This is a genomic window from Paraburkholderia aromaticivorans (assembly GCF_012689525.1).
Taxonomy (GTDB): domain Bacteria; phylum Pseudomonadota; class Gammaproteobacteria; order Burkholderiales; family Burkholderiaceae; genus Paraburkholderia; species Paraburkholderia aromaticivorans_A.
The window spans coordinates 1,733,135-1,749,874 of the sequence record NZ_CP051516.1 but is presented as its reverse complement, the minus strand read 5'-3'; the positions used below and the strand labels follow the sequence as shown (position 1 = coordinate 1,749,874).

At 60.8% G+C, this 16,740-nt stretch carries 12 protein-coding genes; 6 read left to right on the top strand and 6 right to left on the bottom strand.

The features are described from left to right. Positions 1-30 precede the first annotated feature (30 nt). Positions 31-909 (top strand): enoyl-CoA hydratase/isomerase family protein, encoded by an 879-nt coding sequence (locus HF916_RS35680; protein WP_168793494.1) that lies wholly within the window; start codon positions 31-33, stop codon positions 907-909. A 41-nt stretch (positions 910-950) separates the two neighbouring features. Here the strand turns inward: HF916_RS35680 and HF916_RS35675 are convergent, their stop codons facing one another. Further along, the gene (locus HF916_RS35675; RefSeq protein WP_168793493.1) at positions 951-1,625 is read right to left on the bottom strand and encodes a VOC family protein; all 675 of its coding nucleotides are present in this window, start codon (positions 1,623-1,625) and stop codon (positions 951-953) included. A gap of 484 nt (positions 1,626-2,109) precedes the next feature. Between HF916_RS35675 and HF916_RS35670 the strand changes: the two genes are divergently transcribed. Further along, entirely contained in the window at positions 2,110-2,820 is a 711-nt protein-coding gene (locus tag HF916_RS35670) for an SDR family NAD(P)-dependent oxidoreductase (RefSeq protein WP_168793492.1), read from the top strand. Between the two features lie 186 nt (positions 2,821-3,006). Here HF916_RS35670 and HF916_RS35665 read toward each other — a convergent pair whose 3' ends face one another. The 3 genes from HF916_RS35665 to HF916_RS35655 all read right to left on the bottom strand — a co-directional run bounded on the left by HF916_RS35665 (position 3,007) and on the right by HF916_RS35655 (position 5,788). Further along, positions 3,007-4,014, bottom strand: a complete 1,008-nt coding sequence (locus HF916_RS35665) for a LysR family transcriptional regulator (protein WP_240975850.1) — start codon at positions 4,012-4,014, stop codon at positions 3,007-3,009. Between the two features lie 350 nt (positions 4,015-4,364). Further along, the gene (locus tag HF916_RS52150) at positions 4,365-4,658 is read right to left on the bottom strand and encodes a DUF3331 domain-containing protein (protein WP_168793490.1); all 294 of its coding nucleotides are present in this window, start codon (positions 4,656-4,658) and stop codon (positions 4,365-4,367) included. 497 nt (positions 4,659-5,155) lie between these two features. Then, the gene (locus tag HF916_RS35655) at positions 5,156-5,788 is read right to left on the bottom strand and encodes a DsbA family protein (RefSeq protein ID WP_168793489.1); all 633 of its coding nucleotides are present in this window, start codon (positions 5,786-5,788) and stop codon (positions 5,156-5,158) included. A gap of 420 nt (positions 5,789-6,208) precedes the next feature. Here HF916_RS35655 and HF916_RS35650 point away from each other — a divergent pair, with 420 nt between their 5' ends. The 4 genes from HF916_RS35650 to HF916_RS35640 all read left to right on the top strand — a co-directional run bounded on the left by HF916_RS35650 (position 6,209) and on the right by HF916_RS35640 (position 8,264). Beyond that, positions 6,209-6,640: a hypothetical protein gene (locus HF916_RS35650; protein ID WP_240975813.1), complete on the top strand. Its 432-nt coding sequence runs from the start codon at positions 6,209-6,211 to the stop codon at positions 6,638-6,640. Between the two features lie 54 nt (positions 6,641-6,694). Further along, a complete protein-coding gene (locus HF916_RS51570) occupies positions 6,695-6,823 on the top strand; it encodes a hypothetical protein (RefSeq protein WP_277352302.1) in 129 nt (42 codons plus the stop codon). Positions 6,824-7,054: 231 nt separating this feature from the next. Then, on the top strand, positions 7,055-7,702 hold the full coding sequence (locus HF916_RS35645) for a response regulator transcription factor (protein WP_168793487.1): 648 nt from the start codon (positions 7,055-7,057) through the stop codon (positions 7,700-7,702). A 220-nt stretch (positions 7,703-7,922) separates the two neighbouring features. Then, the gene (locus HF916_RS35640; RefSeq protein WP_168793486.1) at positions 7,923-8,264 is read left to right on the top strand and encodes a response regulator; all 342 of its coding nucleotides are present in this window, start codon (positions 7,923-7,925) and stop codon (positions 8,262-8,264) included. A gap of 51 nt (positions 8,265-8,315) precedes the next feature. Here the strand turns inward: HF916_RS35640 and HF916_RS35635 are convergent, their stop codons facing one another. Both HF916_RS35635 and HF916_RS35630 read right to left on the bottom strand, forming a co-directional pair. Continuing rightward, positions 8,316-13,835, bottom strand: coding sequence for a trifunctional serine/threonine-protein kinase/ATP-binding protein/sensor histidine kinase (locus HF916_RS35635; RefSeq protein WP_168793485.1), 5,520 nt, complete (start codon positions 13,833-13,835; stop codon positions 8,316-8,318). A 345-nt stretch (positions 13,836-14,180) separates the two neighbouring features. Next, on the bottom strand, positions 14,181-16,619 hold the full coding sequence (locus tag HF916_RS35630; protein WP_277352301.1) for a glucose/quinate/shikimate family membrane-bound PQQ-dependent dehydrogenase: 2,439 nt from the start codon (positions 16,617-16,619) through the stop codon (positions 14,181-14,183). Positions 16,620-16,740 lie beyond the last annotated feature (121 nt).

Below are 16,740 nucleotides of genomic sequence, written 5' to 3'. Positions count from 1 at the left end.
CAACAGTTGTGTCGGTCGCGAACAAATCCGTTGCGCTCGACCGCTGCGAATCAAAGTGCGCAACCGGAAGCCGGCGCGAAGCAGGAGTTCAGGATCAAGCGCGTGACGCCGGCATACTGCCGCGTCACCATCGACCATCCACCCTTCAATATGTTTGGTCCGGAATCCATACCGCAGTTGAACAGCGTGATCACCCAGATAGAGAACGATCCCGAACTGAAGGTCGTGGTGTTCGATAGCGCAGTACCCGGTTTTTTCCTGACTCACTACGACTTTGTGCCACCCCTCGAAGTCACGACGCGCATGCCGCCCGGTCCGACAGGCATGCCGCCACTACCCGATATGTTGACTCGCCTGAGCCGCTCTTCCGTGGTGTCGATCGTGTCGATCCGGGGCCGGGCTACGGGCGTCGGCAGTGAGTTGGCGCTTGCATCCGACATGCGCTTCGCCAGCCGTGAAAAAGCCGTGCTCTCCCAATTCGAAGTGGGTGCCGGATTCGTTCCCGGCGGCGGACCGATGTCCCGTCTTCCCCGTCTGATGGGGCGAGGCCGCGCACTGGAAATTCTGCTGAGCGGTAACGATATCAACGGCGAACTTGCCGAACGCTACGGCTATGTCAACCGCTCCTTTCCGGATGCCGAACTGGACAGGTTTGTCGATACCCTGGCCCGCCGCATTGCATCCTTCGATAAGCAAACCATCGGGGAGATCAAGCACTTCGTCAATATCGCGACTCTCCCGCCCGATAGCGAGGTCGGGCCACCGTGGGACGCTTTCATTACCTCCGTACAACGTCCAGCGGCACAGCGGGATATCAGGAAGCTGATGGAACTTGGACTGCAGAAAAATCCTGACGTGGAAATTCATCTCGACCGGTACACCGGCCAGGTCAATCAACCGGACAAATAATCCACGCGCTTCGTAGCTGGCCTAGCCATCAGCCGCCTGGTTCATGCCGGCGATTGCGTGCCGGCCTGTTCTGCAACGATATGGCCGGCATACCAGTCCGGCCAGTTTTCGTCATGCTGTCCGGAGAGTTTTTCATACTCGCCATGCGCGGCCGCGGCGCGTCGTAGCGCCCCTGCGAGTTCTGTTGCCGAAGTGAATGTCGTGGCCCGCGCGTCTACTCTTCCGGGGAGTCGGGTGGTCACCTCCTGGAAGACCCAGCCATTTCCGTCAGGATCGCTGAACGAGGCGAAGGAACCATAGCTGCTCCGCGCCGGTTGCGGGCCGCTCACGCGCCCTTCCTCGCCCGCACGGTGGAAAAGGCCGCCGGCATCATGGAAAACTTCGCTCACGTCGATGCCGCGCTCCACAAGCTCCGCGTGCGCCCTGGTTATATCGGACACAATGAGATGGAGTCCCTGCACCGAGCCCGGCTCTTCCGTCGTGACGCCCTTGCCGAAGAGGATCGAGCATTGCGAGCCCGGGGGCGTGAAATGGACAACCCGAAACTGGTCGTCCTTCGCGATATCGACGTCGAGCCTCCAACCTAACCTGACGTAGAACTGCTTGGCGCGATCGACGTCAGAGACCGGGATGACAACAATCTCGAGCTTCATGTCGACCGTCTGCGCTGTACCGGCAGCTGTCTCGGCTTCGTTGGGTGTTTGTGCATTGCTCATGTCGAACTCCTCGCGTTTCGGTGATTCAGGGGTGACTGATACGTTTTAACCTGGCGACTCGTCTACCTGATCTGGAATATCCGACTCCATGTTATTCGGCTTGACCGGATTGTTGTATCTGATGGCTTACCAAGAGGCCGGATGATCATGCAAGAAGTTTCCAGTAAAGCTCCGCTTTCAAAAAGCTTCAAGGAGAAAATCAATAGTGAACAATTCTCACGAGTAGCGGAAGAGTCAATGTGCTCTTTGTGGCGAAATGCCCTTCGGCGCGACGCTGTCAAACAGATTGGCGCCTGTGAAGAAGCCATCTTGTGGCCGGACACCTTCGACCCGCGCGCGTCGCGCCAAACTTGTTCCTCACACGCAAGTCTGTTTGTCGCCGGAGGGTATTCGAACCCGGCGCCAAAGCGCCTAGATTAGTCCCTTATCGGAGCCGTGGACCCGATCGGCAACAGCGTCCACTCAATCGATTCGGAGGTTCTCTATGAGCACGCCACAAAAGGTCGTCGTCGTTACCGGCGCCTCGCAAGGCATCGGCGCAGAAGTCGTCAAGGCGTTCCGCAAGCTCGACTATCGCGTGGCCGCCACCGCACGCAGCATCAAGCCCTCGGAAGATCCCAACATTCTGGCCGTGGCCGGCGACATTGCCGACCCCGACACCGCCCGCCGCGTGATCAGCGAAGCCGTGGCCCGCTTTGGCCGCATCGACACACTCGTCAATAACGCCGGTGTCTTCGTCGCCAAGCCTTTTACCCGCTATACGGCCGAAGATTATGCAGCGATCACGGGCGTGAACCTGAACGGCTTTTTCTACATCACGCAGCTCGCCATTGCTGAAATGGAGAAGCATTCCAGCGGCCACGTCGTCAGCATTAGCACCACCCTGGCCGACCACGCGATCGAGGGCGTGCCCGCGGTACTCGCCGCGCTCACCAAGGGTGGCCTGAACGCGGCAACCCGGTCCCTCGCGATTGAATACGCCAAACGCGGCATTCGTGTCAACGCGGTCTCGCCGGGCATCATCAGGTCGCCGATGCACCCGGCGGAAACGCACGCGGCACTCGGCGCGCTGCATCCGATGGGTCATATGGGCGAAATGAGCGATATCGTGAACGCGATCTTGTATCTGGACTCCGCCCCGTTCGTCACCGGCGAGATCCTGCACGTCGATGGCGGTCAGAGCGCTGGTCACTGAGCACGACCGTGCAATACCAGGCACCGTCCCACGTGACCGGACGCCGCCGCCAGGCGGCGGCCGGTTTATCGACGAGTATCAAAGGAACATCACGCCAATCGTCACGATCCAGGTAGCCAGCGAGGGCGCGAGCCCGGGCATCGATTCGGTCAACGCAGAAAAACCTTCATTCCGACGACGCCTGGATCACCGGCCCACCGATTCGAACGGTGAAGGCCGCGCATACCGCAACTCAGCCGGCCGCCAGCTGTAGTCTTCCCGATAGTCATTCAGCGGCAGAACAGTCGCTGCGTCCTTCACGTCATATCGAGCCGATGATCTGAAAAACTGGGTGCAATAATCGACGAATGTCCTGAGCCTCGCCGGAAGCAGTTCCCGGTGCGAGTAGAAGAGACAGATTTCAACCTTGCTGTCGAATGTCGTGCACAGCGGCAGGATATGCGTCAGGCGCCCGGCTTCGATATCCTCCCGCACCATGGTTTCAGGCAATGCGGCAATGCCGGTCCCCATCAGTGCCGCTGCTCTAAGCAATATTTCGTTCCCGTCCATCGACGACATGGGAGACACGCTCACCCGTGTTTCGCTCTCAAGCAGTTCGACGACGTCCACGCCTTTCTTCCGTGAATCCGTGTCCAGCAGGAGAAAGTGATGGTTCAGCTCGGCGGCGGCTTTGGGAATACCGTACTGCTCCAGATAAGCGGGCGCCGCGACGAAGATGCGCTGTGACTTCGACAACGTGCGGCGAATCACGGCAGATTGCTCGACTAGATGCGGCGGAAGAATCGCCATGTCGAATCGGCCGTCATACAGGTTGGCGGCCCCCTCCTGAACGGAAACGATCAGATTCACATTGGGAGCAATGGCGTGATAGCCCCGCACCAGGCGCGCAAAGGTTTCACTCATCAGCATCGGATGCACGATCAGCCGCAGCTTTCCGCTGTCGACTTCACGCGAGCGCGTAATGCGACGATTCGCTTCGTCGAGTTCTTCGAGCAAACGGCAGCAACTCTGATAGTAGGGCTGCGCCGCTTCAGTCAAAGAAACAGACCTCGTTGTCCTGAGCAAGACCCTCGTCTGGATGCACCCTTCGAGCTTGGCGATCGCTTTCGATACCGACCCCGTGGTCACATTCAGCGACTCCGCAGCCTTGCTAAAGCTTTGATATCGTGCGGCAGCAACGAATGCACGCAACATGTAAAGCTGGTCCATCTCGCACCTCACTGGTCAATGTAGAGATGTAGAGCAGAGTATTCAGGTGCCGCGAATCGTCACTGGCGAGACAATTCAAACAGCCGGGAACGAATGAAGGGTAAGCGCGAACGCTGCGCGGCACCATTGTTCGATATGGTGTAACGCATCGTGCGCTCGCGTGCCCGACTAATACGTTCGGATGCGCGCACCTATCCAGCCCGAATGCTCTTTCGGCAACTTTTGCGTGGTCTCAGGACGCGGCTATCGCAGCGCACCATGTGCTGGCAAGACGCCGTGGCCCTTCGCGAGGGCGAGAATACAAGAAGGAAATCGGCTGGCGAAAGGGAAAACGTCTAGATCTGGCTTGTCTGCAACGGCTCAATCGCGTTGAGGGCCGATTCGAGGATCATCGCGCGGGCATTGACCGGCGCAGGTTTCGAGCGCTGCGGATGAAATATGCGGTCCCCGCGTCTGATCCGTTGCCCGCTCAACACGCATGTTCCTGACACCTTGGCGTTCGCGAGCCGCCAGACCTGGGCGCCGTAGAAGCAGCTCGTGGGGTCCCGCCATGCAATGGTCACGGTGAGCGAGGTGGTCCGCTCAATCAGACTCACCTTCAGATGAGGTAAGTGACTAGTGCCTGGCATCGCCTCGAAGCCATAGCATGTCCCGCGTTTTGGCACGGGCGTCGTATCAGCGTCCGCATTGGGGCATCGAAATCCCGATGACAACAGTCGTATCGTCTGACCCCACGGGTCGACTCGGCTAACCAGCATGGCCGCGCTCCTTATGAATCGAAACGTAACGTTTCACTCTCGCTGAACGGGACGCCACGCCGATAACAACACGTTAAGCGCCCCGAACAGACGCTCGATGACTCAAACGCCCAAGGACGGCTGCCGCTTGTCCACCTATCGGTCAATGCGTCTGCGTATTTGCTCCGAGCCATGATATGGCCATTGAGGTGTGGATAGAATGCGCGCTCAGGAAAAGGGCTTTTTCCTCGGCAATACTTCTGGCATCGGCCCGATTCCTTCCCTGCATACACCTGCGCCGCGAGTCCGCACCGGGCGATCGGCGTCCGGCGATCGGCATAACCGCATTCTTGCGCGACGTGCCTACGGTCTGTGCCCGGTGGGTGCGCTTATGCGGCCAGGCGCATGAGCGTCTGTTGAACACTGGCCGCCGTAGCGTAGCCCGAACTGAGCTGCCCAATCTTTCCGTTCTGCTCAACAAACAACGATGGGAAGCCCGACACACCCAACCGGCGGGTCAGCGCGAAATCCGCGCGAGTGGCCTGTATCGCTTCGTCCGAGGACCAGACGGTGAAAAACGCCTCGGCGTCGACGTCAAACCCCGCAGCCTTCAACGCCGACGCGCCGATCTCTGCCAGAACCTTGCCATTCGTGGTATCAAGTCCATCGACATAGAATGCCCGCTGGAACGCGCCGAAGACCGTCAGCAGATTGGCCGCGGGCTTGATCAGACGGGCCGTTACCACCGCGCGGCAGACCGGTTCAGTGTCATACACAAAGTTCTTCCTCGCAAGCAACGCTTCACGATTGAATTGCGCGCCGCTCAGTTGCTCGACGCGGGCCCAGTGCGTCAGGCGAAACTGCTTGCCTGCGTCGTCCAGAACCTGTGTGGAGCCCGCGGCCAGGCCACCCAGCACCACCTGTACTTCAAGGTCGGGCATTGGCTCTACGAGGGTTGTCATCTCCTTGTGGAAGCCATAACACCAGGAGCACATTGGATCGCCTACAAATATGAGTTTCATCGCTAATTCCGTTAGATTTCGCTGTTGCGCAGGCCCGTTGCGCGGATCGTGAAGAACACGTGATACGTCACCGGGCGGCGTCGGGTGGAAGGATCATAGAGCCGAACCGCGATGCCACGAACCAGGCTAGCCTCAATTCACTCTTTACACCGTGTAACCAAGGTCTCCCTATTCGCCGATAGCTGCGCGCGGAAATGGCGCGGGCCGTCTACTCGCATCGACATCCCCGAGACTGGATTTCGATCCCATTGGATATACGGCCGTATGAGTTCCACACGCTTTTTTAGAGGCAATCCCACCCGTTCGTACAATGGTTTTCAACGGCCGGGCCGTATACCTTGATTTCATGGCGAGTGCGGCCGTCTCGCGCGCCACCGACCAGGAGGGCGAGTCGTGAATGCAAGGGAAACAGCAAATTCGGTGATCAGTCTGCACGGCGACGCGCTCCCGTCGACACCGCGCGGGATACAGACCGACGCCGACGCAGTGAATGCGCTCTCCGAGCGGGTGTTCAAAACACTCGTGCTTGTCGTCTGTGGGTGGTCTTTGATTGAAGCGCCGCTAGAGTTGGGCGGGTCCGACGCCCACGCCGGGCTGCTTGCCCTGCTCCTGTCGAAGCTCGTCGTGGTCGGCACAGGTCTCGCTGCCGTTGCCAAAGCACGCTTCGCTCGCGAAACGTTTGCCTTTCTCTGCGGTGCGAGCGTGTTGGCCATCGCACCCGCACTACCGATGGAATTCAACCATTCCTTCGCAATAGCAATCTTTTCATCGATCGAATGCTTCAGCAAGGCCGCATGCGTGATGGCATTCGCCGTCGCATCGTCGCGAGAAAAGCAGTCTCGCCAGCAATAGCGACCTCGATAGACATGCGGTTGCGCGTCGACGCACTTATTTGAGGAGGTGGTTATGTCTCGCGTATTGCACAACTGGATTTTTCTCGGCACCCATGCCTACGACGAGTACACCTTCGTCCCGTGGCTCAACAAGAACGTGTATCGGCGGACAGTGGATCTGAGTCGTGTTTGCCTGCTGTGAGTCAATTTGCGGATGCGGACCGATGCTTCTGCCATTCGGATCACTCGATTCGTCAGAAGAAACGGCGTCCTTGCTTGAACGCCGCTCGGGCTACCGGGCAACGGAATAAGTTACGGCGCAATGAAACCAGGGAAGACCATGCGCAATAGGTAGCGATAAGCGCGAGCATTGCTTACTATACGAAAAGTATCGGCGTCAGCTTAACGTGACGAACTTTTCGAAGATCGAGCGATGAAACATGACAAGGTTGGGGCGGGAAATGAATCATTGCCGGACTCGCTTGTTTATGTAGTCGATGACGACGAGTCCATTCGAGGCGCCCTGACCTCTCTGCTCATGTCGGTTGGAATTCACGTGCGGGCGTTCGAATCGGCCGACGATTTTCTAGCCACGGACATGCCGGACGTGCCGAGTTGTCTCATTCTTGATGTTCGTCTGCGAGGCACCAGCGGCCTGACGTTGCAGCAGGATCCCTTCAAAGAAAGTGTTCGATTTCCGGTCATATTTCTGACCGGGCACGGTGACATCGAGATGTCCGTCAAGGCAATGAAGGCGGGCGCTTTCGATTTCATGACCAAGCCGTTCAAGGATCAGGATCTGATCGATACGATCGCCGCGGCGCTGAAAAGGGATGGTGAATTAAAACGCCAGGAGAGGATCGTTACAGGCATCCGTCAAACCTACGATTCGCTCACAGCGCGTGAGCGGGAAGTCATCGGGTTGGTCGCCGACGGCCTGTTGAACAAGCAGATCGCCGACCTCCTGTGTCTGAGCGAAGTGACGGTCAAGATCCATCGCGCGCAAGCGATGCACAAGCTGCAGGCGCGCTCAGTGCCTGATGTCGTCAGGAAGTTACAACAGGTGCTGCCTCTGCACTAAAGCGCCAGGTTGCAATTTCCGGATTCGCTGCGCGCTAGCTGCCATCCTCGGCCGGATCGATCCCGGCTAATACGAACTGTCACTAAAATCATTCTAAGGTCTTATTGTCGCCTGTTCCGTAGGCCTGTAATTTGCATAGAGGATTCAGCCTTTCCGAATCCTTTCGATGCCCTGCGGACTCGAGATGAGAACAAAGCGCTCTCCTGCAGTTATTGGGGTGGTGGACGACGACGAATTCGTCCGGATGGCGACATCCAGTTTGCTTCGTTCGGCAAACTGGAAGGTGATTGTTTATGAGTCCGCCAACCATCTTCTAGGTGATACGCGCCGCTCCGCACTGAAGCTTGTTGTCGCGGATATTCACATGCCGGGCATGGACGGTTTTGCGCTGCTTGAATCGATCAAGCTATGGGAGCGGCCAGTTCCTGTCATTTTCATTACCGCCTACGCGACGCAAGAGCTTCTCGAGCGAGCTGAAGCCGGCGGAGCCGCCGGCTTCTTCTCAAAGCCAGTGGATGACGCGCGGCTGCTCGCGCTGATTGGCGAGATACTGAGGAAGTGAGCTGGCTGAAAATCCGTCGCCTTGTCAGCGTGTATATCGCGATCGCCTGAACTAAGCGTTGCCCGGATGCGGTACGTTGCTTTGCGCAGGCAACGTGAACTGAAACGTGGCGCCACCGGCAGAGTTCGACGTCACCCATAGTCGTCCGCCGTGACTTTCCACGATCGAGCGGCAGATCGGCAGCCCCATCCCCAGCCCGTTGGGTTTGGTCGTAAAAAATGCCTCGAAGACGCCTTCCAGATGCTCGGCGTCGAGGCCCGGTCCAGAATCCTCCACGCTAATGCAGAGTTCGTCGACGCCGGACCTGCCAGATCGGATCAAAAGCGTTCGCTCGCCGACGTCCGTTGCGCTCATTGCTTCAAGGGCGTTGATCATCAGATTGAGCATCACTTGCTGCAGCTGTACCCGATCGCCCTGGATCTGCGGCAATCCCTCAGCCAGCTGCGCGGCAAGCTCGACATCGTGCTTGCTGGCTTCACTTCGCATGAACGCGATCAACTCGAGAATCGTTTCGTTGATGTCGAGGCCGTCCTTGCGCTGTGGCTCCTTTTTAAAGAAAGCGCGGGTGCGGTCGACGATGTTATTGGCGCGGCCGCCATCCGCGACAATCCGGTTGAGCGCCTGACGCACCTCGTCGAGATTGGGCGGGCGCGCCGCCAGCCAGCGCAAGGCCGCACTGGCGTAGGCAACCGTTGCGGTAATGGGTTGCTTCACTTCGTGAGCAATCGATGCCGATAGCTGGCCCATCGTGGCCACGCGATTGGAATGCGCCAGTTCCATCTGGAGTCCGATATATCGTCGCTCGCTGTCGCGTACGTCCTGTTGCGCCCGCTTCTGGTCGGTCAGGTCGAGGATGAAAGCGACGCCCTGCCCTTCACGGTCGCCGAACGCCGCCGCGCCGACCAGCACCGGCACCCGGCTGCCATCCTTGCGGAAGTATTCTTTCTCGAACGGTTTGGCGCTTCCGGTGGTCGTCAATTCGGCCCTCACCCGTTCGTCGAGCTCACGCCACTCGGGCGGAGTCAGATCGGGCCAGCGGATACGTCCTGAGACGAGATCTTCCCGGCTGTAATCCACGATGCGCAGGAAAGCGTCGTTGGCTTCGACGACGTTGCCTTCAAAGTCCCAAATGTGGATCCCGATGATGTTGGAATCCACCAGACGCCGGACCTTTGCCTCGCGCTCCTGAAGATCGGCATAAAGACGCGTGTTCTCGAGCGAAATGGCCGCCTGTGACGCCAGCAAATCGAGCAGCGAGGAGCGGCGCGCCGTAAAAACATGCGACGTGGCCGTGTTCTCGAGATACAGCAGGCCGCTGAGCGTGCCCTGTCTGACCAGCGGCAGGCAGAACAGGGATCGCGTCGCGCCACTTGCCAGGTAGCTGTCCTGCGAGAACATATTGGGTATCAAGGCATCGTCGATGATGACGACCTTCTGCGTGTGGATCACATAACGCAGAATGGCGGCAGGGACGGCGGAATGGGCAAGCGGCTTTCGGTTCAACGCGATCCCGTGCCCATTGATGCGCGCCTCTGCCTCGATCCGGTAGCCGTCCGGCTGTTGCGGCACAACTAACAGGCCCCGATCGGCGCCTGATGTCTGCAGCGCTATCGTCATCAGGCGCTCGATCAGGCCATCCAGTTCGATCTCGCTGGACAGGGCTTGCGACGCCTTGAGCAGCGTCGCGGCGTCGAACTGCCGCCAATCGAAGCTGAGTGTCGACGTGGCATTGCTCCCGTCCTGACTGGCGAGGCGGGGAAACTCCGCGTCGAGTTGCGCGACTTTGCCGTCCGCGCCCCAAAAGGCGAAGCAATGACGCGCGTTGCGCAAATACGCATCGGCGCTCGTCCTGAGACCGCTGCTTAGATAGAAGCGACCGGCGAGTTCGTTGGCGATGCCTTCGTGGTGCAGAAAGCCGTTCTCATGAGCGGAGTGGACAGCCTGCTCGTAAAGGCGCATGGCGTCGAGATCGCGGCCCTCCAGACGCGCGAACTCCGCACAGACAAGCGCGTAGCGATTCTGATAGTTCTCCGGGCAATGCTCAGCCCACATTTCGAGCTTCCTGAGTTTCGCTGCAAGAAGGTGCTTATAGACTTGCTGCTGTTCCTCGGATGCCTGCGGATAAAGCGCCGTCAAGGTGAGCGCATGAAAGAAGTGATAGGTCGGCTCGATCGCCAATGCCATGACAGAACTGAGGACCGCCTCCGCCCGGTCCGCAGCCTCCAACGCCTCGGCATACCGGCCATCGAGGAAAGCAAGCACGACCTTGATGATGCGATAGACGCCGATCGCGCAGCCGAAATTCGATTTGATGATGGCCTCGAAGCAGGCTGCTTCGTCGAACGTCTCGTCGTTCAGGTTCAACGGTTCGGTCGTCTTGCCGCGAAGACTGATGACGAATTGCCGCTCGACCCGGATCAACTCATACACCGCGTCGTTGTGACTCGCGCGCGCGAGCGCCGCGTACTTTTCCGAGAGCGTCTGCACGTCTTCGAGGACCGCGCCTTTCTCGATCGTCTGCCAAACCGCGTTGAAGGCGACGTTGCCTGCAAAAACGAGGTCGCCCGCTTCCAGGCACGCAGCGGTGGCCCGTTCGAGCACCGGCAGATTAGTTGCAATGTGGCAGCGCCAGAAATTGACATGGGCGCCGTACAGGTGAAGCAGCTTTCCATTCAGGCGCCGATTGCCGAACTTCTCATTCAGCTTGAGCGACATCTCTGAAAATTGCACCGCAGTGGGGATATCGCCGATCAGGGACACCAGCATCAACGCGTAATTGCCATAAGCAAAACTGGAGTTCTCGGTATTGCCGTGTTGCAAGGAGAGGTTCACCGCCTTCAGAGTGATGAGCGGGTAAAACGCGGGCCGCGCAGCGAAAGCGCAGTTCATCGCCTGAAGGAGAAGGTTGACGATCGCACGGATCGCCGGATCCGTCGCCACCGGCACCTCGACCAGGTCGTCGACGGAACGCCCGGCCTGATTGACGCGAACGTCCCGCAACCCGTCGTCGACGGCAGCCTGGATGTCCTGATCGCTCTCAGGAAAGGCGATGCCGAAATCGCGCAGCGCAACCAGCGCGACCGCGAAGCTCTCGTCATATCTTCCGGCGAGCTGATACAACTCGATCCGCAGGCTGAAGACCTTCGCACGATCGAGATTGGAGCGCGCTCTCACGAGCATCATGTCGGCCAGCGCGTCGGCTTTCGCAAAATCGCCGACCAGATATTCACACTCCGAAAACGCGAGATAGAGATCGAACGTGCTGTCGTAGCGCTGCGTCCATGCGTCGGGCGACAGCAGCGCCACGCCCTGCGCCAGATAGCTGCGCGCGGCCGCGTAGGCCGTCGAATTCATCGCGCGCCGGCCCGCGATGAGGTTCAACGCAACGACCTGCTCGCGCTCCGGCTCCGTCACGATCAGCGCCGCGCCGCGATTGAGATGGTTGACGATGTCGAAGATGGCATCTTCAAGCGCTTCCGACGGGGTCCGCGACACGAGCGCCCGGCCAATTTGCAGATGCGCGGCGGCGCGCTCGTCGGCGGGGATCAACGCATAGGCGGCCTCCTGCACGCGGTCGTGTGCGAATTCATAGGCGTTGGCCACGCGAAAAACGAGGCCCGTCCGCACGGCTTCCCACAGATTCGCGTGCATCGTCTCTTCGGATCCGCCCTGAACCCGCGTCAGTGCGATCACTTCAGCGATGTTGCCGAGGCACGCCAGTTGCCCCAACGCGTCGCGCGTCAGCGGTGGCAAGCGGCTCAGCTTCGCCGCCATCAAATCGGCGACGTTCTCGGTAAAACCCTTCGCACGGATGCGCGGCAAATCCCAGCACCACGCCGCGGCGCGCTGATCGAACGTGAGCAGGTCTTCATCGGCGAGCGCCATCAGAAACTGGATCGCGAAGAACGGATTGCCGCCCGTCTTCTCGTGCACCAGTTGCGCGAGCGGCCCGGCCGTCGCGCCGTCGCAGTGAAGCGAATCAGCCACGAGTTGCGTGACGCTCTCCGGCGTGAGCGGCGCGAGCTCTATCTGCTGCACCTTCCCTTCGGCGTGACTGATCGACTCGAGCGTGCGCGCAAACGGGTGCGATGCATCCACCTCGTTGTCCCGGTACGCGCCGACCAGCAGAACGTGCTTCACGTCCGGATGCGTGACGAGGTGGGCGAGCAGGTCGAGCGTCGCCGTATCGACCCATTGCAGATCGTCGATAAACAGCGCGAGCGGATGCTCGGGTCGCGCAAACACGCCGAGAAAACGTCGAAATACGATCTGGAAGCGGTTTTGTGCATCCTGCGGCGGCAGAATGGGCGCGGGCGGCTGCTCGCCGATGATCAGCGCAAGCTCGGGGATCAGATTCACAATCAACTGACCGTTGGGCCCGAGCGCCTCCATCAGCGCGTGCCGCCACGGCTCGACCTCCGCGTCGCTCTGGCTCAGCAGGTTGCGTACGAGCGTCTGGAAGGCTTGTGCAAATGGCACATAAGGGATGTCACGTTTGTACTGATCGAACTTGCCGGACGCGAACAGGCCGCGTGGCGGCACCAGCACCCTGTGCAACTCGCTGACGACCGACGACTTGCCGATGCCCGGATAGCCCGAGATCAGCACCAGTTCGGCCGCCCCGCTGGCCACGACACGATCGAACGCTGTCACGAGCGCTTCGATTTGTGCCTCGCGTCCGTACAGTTTTTCGGGGACCAGCATGCGGTCGGACGCGTCGTGCGCACCCAGCGGGAATGGGTCGATGCGATGGTGCGCCTCCCATGCCACGAGGCACGAACGGAGGTCGGCTTCGACACCCGCCGCGGTCTGGTAACGGTCCTCGGCGGCTTTGGCGAGGAGCTTCAGCACGATCCCCTCGACCGCCGTCGGAATACCGTCGACGCGCTCGCCTGGCGGTGTCGGCCTGCGCGCAATGTGGCAATGAATCCATTCCATCGCGTCCGATGCGGTGAACGGCAGCGACCCGGTGAGCATCTCGTACAGAGTGACGCCGAGCGAGTAGAGATCGCTGCGCGTATCGATCGAACGGTTCATGCGGCCCGTCTGCTCGGGCGCCATATACGCGAAGGTCCCGGCTACGATCTCCGGCGGCGCGGGCGGCTGATGTTCGTGCGGCAGTTGCGAAGCGATGCCGAAGCCGGTGAGCCGTACGTTGCCGCTCCCGTCGACGAGCACATTCGCCGGCTTGATGTCTTTGTGAACGAGACCGCAGCGGTGAACGTGGCCGACCACCCTCGCCAGATTGACGGCGATGCGCAACCACCGCGTGAGCTCCAGCGGACGGCCGAGTAAGCGATAGAGGGGCTCGCCGCCGTCGTCGTCGAGAACGAGCATGGGCGGCTCTCTGCGGCGGTACAGCGCGAGCGGCTGAGCCGCCCAGCTCGAATCGAGCAGCGAGGCTAATCCGTATTCGTGCTCGAGCCGGCTCATGCCCTGCGAGCCCTGCGAGGCCGTGCGCGTGGCGACCAGCGCGAGCACCGAGACGGAATGGCGGGGTCTCCGGGCGCGATATAGGGAGAAGTCGCCGTCGTCGTGCAGCGGCTCCAACTCATATCCGGTGAGATCCACGGTGGACTCCACTGTCGATCGGAGTGAGTGCTTTTGCGCTGACTCCGATCCCATGCAGAATGCGGTCGACCGGAGCTAGTGCAAAGCACTCACTCCGATCCCATGCAAGAAGGCTGCTGTAAGGCTGCGAATTCCATTTAGAAATTATTGTCTACGCTTCCCGCCTTGCCGGCTAATGCGTGCACCGCCGTCCCAGTTATTGGACAGCCGCCAGCGCAACGCGAGAAAGTGGACCACCAGAAAAAACGGCATGCGCGGCGCGCTTCCCGCGCGCGCGGCATGCCGCTGCATGAGGCTAGAACCTTCCGCCGCGCCGCGCTGAAACAGCCCGGCGGCGCGTGCCGCTTACTGTTGCGGCAATGCGTAGGCAATCACATAGTCGCCAAGCTTCGTGCCGAACGAACCATGCCCGCCCGCCGCGATCACGACGTACTGACGGCCGTTGATCGAATAACTCATCGGCGTGGCCTGGCCGCCTGCGGGCAGGCGGGCCTCCCAGACCTGCTTGCCGTTGTTCACGTCGACCGCGCGAATGTAGTTGTCCGCGGTCGCGCCGATGAACGCGACGCCGCCCGCGGTGACGATCGGACCGCCCAGCATCGGCATGCCCATCCTGAACGGCAGCGGGATCGGCGAACTGTCGCGCACCGTGCCGATGCGCTTCTTCCACACGATCTCATTGGTCTTGAGATCGATCGCGGAGATGTAGCCCCATGCCGGCTGCTTGCACGGCAAGCCGAACGGCGAGAGAAACGGGTTGATCACCACGCCGTACGGCACGCCGTATTGCGGCTGAATGCCTGACTCCGTGCCGCTGCCCTTGGCGCCTGGCACCGGCTCCAACGGGTTGCCGGGGCCGCGCGGAATCAGACGCGAGACGAACGGCAGCGCAATCGGGTTCGCGACGGCGATCTGGCGGTCGGTATCGACGGCAATGCCGCCCCACTCGAACATGCCGAGGTTGCCGGGGAACACGAGCGTGCCCTGCAGCGACGGCGGCGTGAACGTGCCTTCATACCGTAGCTTGTGGAACATCACACGGCACACGAGTTGGTCGTACATCGTCGCGCCCCACATGTCGGCGTCGGTCAGGTTCTTCGACGGGCGATAGGTGAGTTGCGAGAACGGCTGCGTCGGCGCAACGTGGTCGCCGGGGGCGGCTCCCTGCGGCACGGGCGTTTCGGGTGCCGGCACGACGGGCACACCCGTGCGGCGGTCGAGCACGAACAGATTGCCGGTCTTGGCCGGCGCGTAGACGACCGGCACGGTCTGGCCATCCTTGCCGGTGATGTCGGCAAGTGTGGGCTGCGACGGCTGGTCCATGTCCCACAGGTCGTGGTGCGCGGTCTGGTAGAACCAGGCGAGCTTGCCGGTCGAGGCGTTGAGTGCGAGCAGGCCGCTGGCGTAACGCTCCTGCTCCGGCGTGCGATCGCCGCCCCAGATATCCGGCGTCTTGACCCCCATCGGCAGATAGACGATGTCGAGTTTCGCGTCGTAGGCGGAGGGTGCCCACGAGTTGGGCGAGTTCCACGTGTAATGCTCGCCCGCGCCCGGAATGTGATTCGGGTCCTTCGCGCCCGGATCGAACGCCCAGAGCAATTCGCCCGTGCGCACGTCGAAGCCGCGGATCACACCCGACGGCTCGCGGTTCGAGAAGTTGTCCTCGACCGCGCCCGCCACGACGATCACCTTGCTGGTGATGATCGACGGCGAGGTGGGCTCATACATGCCCGGCGTTGTGACCGGCTGGGCGTGTTGGAGGTCGAGGTCGCCGTGGTCGCCGAAGCCCTCGCAACGTTGGCCTGTCAGCGCGTCGAGGGCGTAGAGATGGCCGTCGTTGACCGGCAGGTAGATGCGGCGTGTACAGGTGGCGGGGGTGGCGGTGGCGGCGGTGGTGGCGGCGGTGGTGGCGGTGGCATCGCTCACTGGCGCGGCAGCGGGTGCGGCCGCCGCCGCACTGGTCGACAAATCGACATACGACACGCCACGGCAAGTCACATGTTGGAACGACGGATCGGACTTCAGTCCCGGATCGAACTTCCACTTGAGCGTGCCCGTCTTCGCGTCGAGCGCGAACAGAATCTGATGCGGCGAGCATAGGTAAAGCAGATCGCCGATCTTGATCGGCGTGACTTCGTTGGTGATCTCGACAGGATCGTTGGGCCCTTTCATGTCACCCGTGCGGAAGGTCCAGGCCACCTGGAGATCCTTCACGTTCTCAGGCGTGATCTGCTGCAATGGCGAGTAACGAGTGCCTTCCTGGGTGCGCCCATAGGCGGGCCAGTCGGCGGCGTCGATCCCGGTGCCGGCGCCGCTCGCGGAAGCGGAAGCGGAAGCGCTCAGTGTGCCGTTGACCTGCTGCGGATCGTTGAAGCTCGCGTACACCAGCACGCCCGCCCATGCCACGAGCGCGACGACGAGTGACACCACACCCAGCTTGCGCTCGCCGACGAGCCGCCAGCTCACGAGCAGCAGCAACCACACGCCGAAGATGACGAGCACACCGGAGCGCGGCGCGAGTGCCCAGAAGTCGGGACCCGACTCCAGCAGCGCCCAGATCGCCGTGCCGATCAGCACCAGCGCATAAAGCACGAGCGCGGCGGGACTGCGCCGCCACAGGAGCCAGGCCACGCCCAACAGCACGATGCCCGTGATGAGATAGTAGGCGGAGCCGCCGACCGAAAGAAGCCACGCGCCACCGATCAGCAAATAAAGCGCGGTGAGCACGGTGAACAGCAACGTGATGACGCCGATCACGCCCCGGGAATTCGACTGACTGGTCATGATGATCGCAACCCTCGTGAGTGGATACCGCCTGCCGTCGGTACCGACGCCGAATTCACGCGCCGGAGCACGAAAAAAAGCATATCAGAAGGTGCGCATTATTCTGCTGTAACTGTTCATT

What these genes read in the sequence shown, in the direction of transcription:
- HF916_RS35675 (WP_168793493.1), bottom strand. Translation starts at nt 1,625, where the DNA reads ATGAGCAATGCACAAACACCCAACGAAGCCGAGACAGCTGCCGGTACA.
- HF916_RS35670 (WP_168793492.1), top strand. Translation starts at nt 2,110, where the DNA reads ATGAGCACGCCACAAAAGGTCGTCGTCGTTACCGGCGCCTCGCAAGGC.
- HF916_RS35665 (WP_240975850.1), bottom strand. Translation starts at nt 4,014, where the DNA reads ATGTTGCGTGCATTCGTTGCTGCCGCACGATATCAAAGCTTTAGCAAG.
- HF916_RS52150 (WP_168793490.1), bottom strand. Translation starts at nt 4,658, where the DNA reads ATGCCAGGCACTAGTCACTTACCTCATCTGAAGGTGAGTCTGATTGAG.
- HF916_RS35655 (WP_168793489.1), bottom strand. Translation starts at nt 5,788, where the DNA reads ATGAAACTCATATTTGTAGGCGATCCAATGTGCTCCTGGTGTTATGGC.
- HF916_RS51570 (WP_277352302.1), top strand. Translation starts at nt 6,695, where the DNA reads ATGTCTCGCGTATTGCACAACTGGATTTTTCTCGGCACCCATGCCTAC.
- HF916_RS35645 (WP_168793487.1), top strand. Translation starts at nt 7,055, where the DNA reads ATGAAACATGACAAGGTTGGGGCGGGAAATGAATCATTGCCGGACTCG.
- HF916_RS35630 (WP_277352301.1), bottom strand. Translation starts at nt 16,619, where the DNA reads ATGACCAGTCAGTCGAATTCCCGGGGCGTGATCGGCGTCATCACGTTG.